We start from the raw sequence: 4,329 nt of genomic DNA on the forward strand, positions 1-4,329 counted from the left end.
GCGCAATATTAAACCCAAGCGCTCGTAAAAGCCTGCGCCCAAGTTCGTGCGAGGTATCCACACCAGCACAATCCACTTCAGCGATATACCACCCCTGCTGCTGCAAACGAGGCTTCATGATTTTCTCCCAGTACCCGCTCTCCTGAGTGAACACCGGAACAATGAACGCATCTTTATATTCACATTTGTATGTCATCACCTTATCCTTAGATGATTCGGATAAAGATTTCGTACTGATTCTTCAGCCGTCGCTGTCATCTCAAGCTAGACCCGTCTATTTCAGCCTTATATAGACTAGGTCTAAGTTCTCTTCAGTAGACGGTATACCTGACGACCTATTCTGATGGCTACTCAACCATATGAGTCATCCCCGAGCGCACAACCTCAGTCATACCAGCCTTATCCACCGAATCCATCACCGAACACAACGCAAGCTGATAATAACCGTGACTCAATATAAGGACTGAACCGGTACTGTTGTAGGCTAGGTTCTTTACCCTGCGCCAACTTCTTATGGTAGTTCCGAAATCCTCAAAAGGACTAGGTATATAGGACGCAAAAACCCAGCTTGAACCTCAAGACGACTATTCTTCTACGGGATATCCTGCATCACCCGTAAACGCGGGACTCTCCGGGTACCTTTCAGGATCAAAAATCCAATCCCCCCTCTCATCACACCGAGGAGCCGGGAACCCCTGAGGGAAATATTTTTTCTTCCGCTCCTCATGCCAAGTCCACGGATACTCCACCACCTCCGGGCCAGCAATCAGAATCTCATTATTTCCTGTAAAGAACTGCTCCACACGCGGCAAAGAAGCCCGGCTCACCCCGAACCCGTACCCTAAAGTCACCTCATAATCATCCCCAGACCGAGGATATGGGCTAGGACGCATAGGATAGTTCAGACGCATTGAGTCAATGATATTTACGGCATAGATAGCGTAACTATCGTTCCCTAAACGGTCCGCCATCGACAGTACATCCTCAAAATTTTTATAATACACAAACAACCCCTGACGCAGATCAAGCCAATCAACCTCAGTAGCATATTCAAAAGCCCAATGGACATCAAACTCATACGGAAAAAAATCCCAATCAAAATCCAGGGCTGTTAAAAAACGACGCCCAAAGTCCAATGATCCAGTGGCTCCAGCGCAATCAACCTCTGCGATATACCACCCTTCACGCTCAAGATAGGGCTTCATACAATTCTGCCAATACCCATCTTCCTCAATGAAGATCGGGGCAATAAAAGGTTTTGAAAGACTATGTTCATACGGCATAAGCTTTTTCCTTTCAGATTTAGTCAATAAGACGAATAAAAGTTAGATAATGACCTGGACTACGGTCCGTATTCTTTGTTTATGTTAACTTTCAGATGTTCTTATCTTGTACATCGTTTGTTATCGGTGTAGGTGGTACTTTCAGGATACTCATCGGGGTCAGTTATCCAGATACCATTCTTGTCATACAACGGATCTGGAAAACCACTAGGGAAATATTTCTTCTTCCGCTCCTCCTGCTGAGACCAGGGATATACAGCATTGGGACCAGCACAGATCGTCTGATGACCTTCAAAATACTCCTCAACGCGAGGAAGGGAATCTTTCGACACCTCAAGCCCATACCCAAAAAGAACCTCGTATTCGTCATCACGCCACATAGGGCGCCGTGGGTAGTAAGCATTCATAATGTAAAGGATATCCACACTATACCTAGCATAACCCTCCATGTTTAAACCGTCAGCCATAGATAGAACATCTTCAAAGTTTTTATAGTAGACAAACAATCCTTGACGCATATCAAGCCAATCGATATCCTCTGCATATTCTTCAGCCCATTTCAAATCAAATTTATGCGGGAATGAACTCCAATCAAAACTGATAGCATTCATAAAACGAATAGCAAAATCATAGGCATCCACAACCCCTGCGCAATCAACTATAACAACATGCCACCCCTCCTGACGCAGAGAAGGAAGCATATAGTTTTCCCAATAATTATTATCTCGTATAAAAACAGGGATACTAAACGGTTTAGAATATAAAGCCTCATAAGGCATATTCGTTTCCTTTCAAAATTAATCAACAAGGCGGACAAAAGTTAAATAGTGATCTGGCGAATAGTAAATACTTCCATTGCTTCCTACTACGATACGATGTGTTCCCCGATTAAGTCCTGGTTTATCATTTTCTTTGATGATATACTCTGGTGGTTTTGCATCATATTCAGTATATGTAATAAAATTATCATAGGAATACAAGCCAGCGGGGCTGCCCACAAGCGACACCAACCAGTCATAGACAACCCTGCCTTTTCTTATATAGGTTATTGATTCTATTCTGCTACTCTGGCAAATGCGGATACTCATCTGCAAAAGGACCCAGCGCCTCCGCACTCTCAAGCTCAGGATGCTCAGAATCAAACCTACCCACAACCACCACATACCCCCGGAAGAACTCCCGCACCAGCGGAAGATTTTTCTCAGAACATTCAAAACCATAAATAAACTTAAGACCTTCATCTCCATCGCGAAGACGTTCCCAGCGATAACGATCCTGCATACGTGCAATATGCTGGTATAAGGTATCCGCTTCTACCGGGCTACTGCGGATTAAACCATCAAAGTCAGAAACATAAACAAAAAGCCCTTGCGACAGGTCCTTCCATTGATCAATTTCTTCAACAAAATCAAGTGTCCACCACGCACCTTCATCTGGCAAAGGCCAAGGACAATCAATAGCACGAATAACTTCCGCCTCTAGACTAGGCGAGTCAGAGATATTGGAACTTATAAAATTTACGATTTTCCACCCTACTTTCACAAGAGAGCTAACACGCTCCCGCAAAATATGGGACTCTTTAATATATATAACTGGAATAAATCCCCAGACCTCATCAACTTGTTCCACGCTAACTCCTCCTTAATAATACAAAATCTTTATAATGGTTGGGGGTGTAGTAGATATCGCCATTACTACCTACTACTAAACGTTCATTGTCCCGTTTTACCGGCAACCTAGGTTCGTCTCGCATAATATACCCAGCGTCACGAACGTCAATTTCAAAATATCGGATATTGAGGTTTGTTCGGATGTGCTTTACCCATTACTGCCGCCGGTGTAGGATGTGCTCTCGGGGTACTCATCAGGATCGTCAATCCACTCCCCATCCTCATACAACGGGTCAGGAAAACCCTGAGGAAAAAACACTTTCTTATACCTCTCCACACCGCTCCAAGGATATTCCGCCCCATCTTTGGCGGTTACAGTTTTATCTTCAAAGAATTTTTTGATCACAGGTAGGCTCTCGCGTGAAAATTCAAATCCATATCCAAAGAGAACCCGATAAAGCCCACTACCGAAAACTGGACGAACAGTATAACGACCGTCCATAGTTTCCAGAATATTTACGCATGCTGTAACAGCCTTATCATCCATCACGAAGAGGTCATCAAAATTCTTGTACAGCACAAAGAGTCCTTGACGCATATCAAACCAGTTAATCAGGCAGGCATCTTCCGAAGCCCAGCGCAGGTTAAAATCATCCGGAATAGCATAGACACTCTCAATACTCTCAACCAGACGATAGGCAAAATCTAGTGTGGTTTTTACCCCGGCACAGTCAACAACAATAACCTTCCACCCCTCCACCTCCAGGTAAGGCAACATATGGTTCTCCCAGTACCCACCCTCACGGATAAACAAAAGGAGCTACAAAAGATTTCGGCCTTTCTGGTGTATAAGCCATGGTTATTTTTCTCCCTTACTCTACTATCAGGATAAACGTGTGATAATGATCCGGGCTGTAATAGATACTGCCATTACTCCCCACTATCAACCGGTCATCACCACGAGTCGTCTCAGGCTTCCCGTTAGGCTTCAACTCAACTCTACCGTTTTCACCAATCTTCGGTTGAGGAGCCATGAAATCCATCTCCGTATACGTAATAGGATTCCCCTCAACAGCAGTTGCGGCAGAACAGCCTCCGTAACTTTCTTATTTGTTGACAGGCATAAAGATATAGAAAATTAGTTGTCCGTAACTTCGCTATAAGCTACGGACAACTAAACTCAAGAAAGAACATGATCGATTATTCGGGATCGTCAAACTCGCTATGCACCAGGTGTACTTTCGAGGCAAGAACCGGGTCATAAAACGGCGATTCAGGATAATACCGAGGGTCTTCCACATAGACTCCGGTAGAATCCTTATCATCAATCGTAAACCCATAGACGATCCCTTCTTTATCGTACAGAGGGTCCGGGGCACCGTTCGGGAAATTCCTGCGCTGCTCTTCTTCAAAATCAGACCAGGGGTATCGCACAC

The 4,329-nt window shown here is 44.4% G+C and carries 3 protein-coding genes and 3 pseudogenes; all 6 read right to left on the reverse strand.

Features of this window, described 5'->3' with window-relative positions:
* Positions 1 to 196: pseudogene (locus HMPREF2756_RS11450) on the reverse strand (hypothetical protein); the annotation flags it as partial.
* Positions 197 to 584: 388 nt separating this feature from the next.
* A complete protein-coding gene (locus HMPREF2756_RS04190) occupies positions 585 to 1,283 on the reverse strand; it encodes a hypothetical protein (RefSeq protein ID WP_070618637.1) in 699 nt (232 codons plus the stop codon).
* Between the two features lie 101 nt (positions 1,284 to 1,384).
* Positions 1,385 to 2,062: a hypothetical protein gene (locus tag HMPREF2756_RS04195; RefSeq protein ID WP_070618640.1), complete on the reverse strand. Its 678-nt coding sequence runs from the start codon at positions 2,060 to 2,062 to the stop codon at positions 1,385 to 1,387.
* Positions 2,063 to 2,345: 283 nt separating this feature from the next.
* A complete protein-coding gene (locus HMPREF2756_RS04200) occupies positions 2,346 to 2,912 on the reverse strand; it encodes a hypothetical protein (protein WP_070618643.1) in 567 nt (188 codons plus the stop codon).
* 189 nt (positions 2,913 to 3,101) lie between these two features.
* Positions 3,102 to 3,750 (reverse strand): annotated as a pseudogene (locus tag HMPREF2756_RS04205) (hypothetical protein).
* 343 nt (positions 3,751 to 4,093) lie between these two features.
* Positions 4,094 to 4,329: pseudogene (locus tag HMPREF2756_RS04215) on the reverse strand (hypothetical protein); the annotation flags it as partial.

It is taken from the genome of Rothia sp. HMSC067H10 (assembly GCF_001810635.1).
Classification (GTDB): domain Bacteria; phylum Actinomycetota; class Actinomycetes; order Actinomycetales; family Micrococcaceae; genus Rothia; species Rothia dentocariosa.

What these genes read in the sequence shown, in the direction of transcription:
- HMPREF2756_RS04190 (WP_070618637.1), bottom strand. Translation starts at nt 1,283, where the DNA reads ATGCCGTATGAACATAGTCTTTCAAAACCTTTTATTGCCCCGATCTTC.
- HMPREF2756_RS04195 (WP_070618640.1), bottom strand. Translation starts at nt 2,062, where the DNA reads ATGCCTTATGAGGCTTTATATTCTAAACCGTTTAGTATCCCTGTTTTT.